Raw genomic sequence first — 310 nt, forward strand, 5'->3', positions numbered from 1 at the left:
CAAGCCCAAAAACACACAAAAAAAAAAAAAAAAACAAAAAAACAACCAACCCCCCCCACCCCACCAACAAAAAAAAAAACCAACAAAAAAAAAAAAAAAAAAACAAAAAAAAAAAAACACACACCCCCCCCAAAAAAAAAAAAAACCCCCACCAAAAAAAAACAAAAAAAAAAAAAAAAAAACAAAAAAAAAACCAAAAAAAAAAACCAAAAAAAAAAAACACAAACACCCCCCCCCCACACTCACAAACACCGTCACAACCCAAAACCCACCCCCCCCCCCCACACAACCACAACCCGCACCCCGCCCC

General features: G+C 37.1%; 1 protein-coding gene. It reads right to left on the reverse strand.

Going from position 1 to position 310, the window contains the following annotated elements:
• On the reverse strand, positions 1-242 hold a 242-nt coding region (locus PUR26_RS34505), incomplete at its 3' end, for a hypothetical protein (RefSeq protein ID WP_329868084.1).
• Positions 243-310: the final 68 nt, after the last annotated feature.

The organism is Streptomyces sp. SP18CS02 (genome assembly GCF_036322365.1).
Classification (GTDB): Bacteria; Actinomycetota; Actinomycetes; order Streptomycetales; family Streptomycetaceae; genus Streptomyces.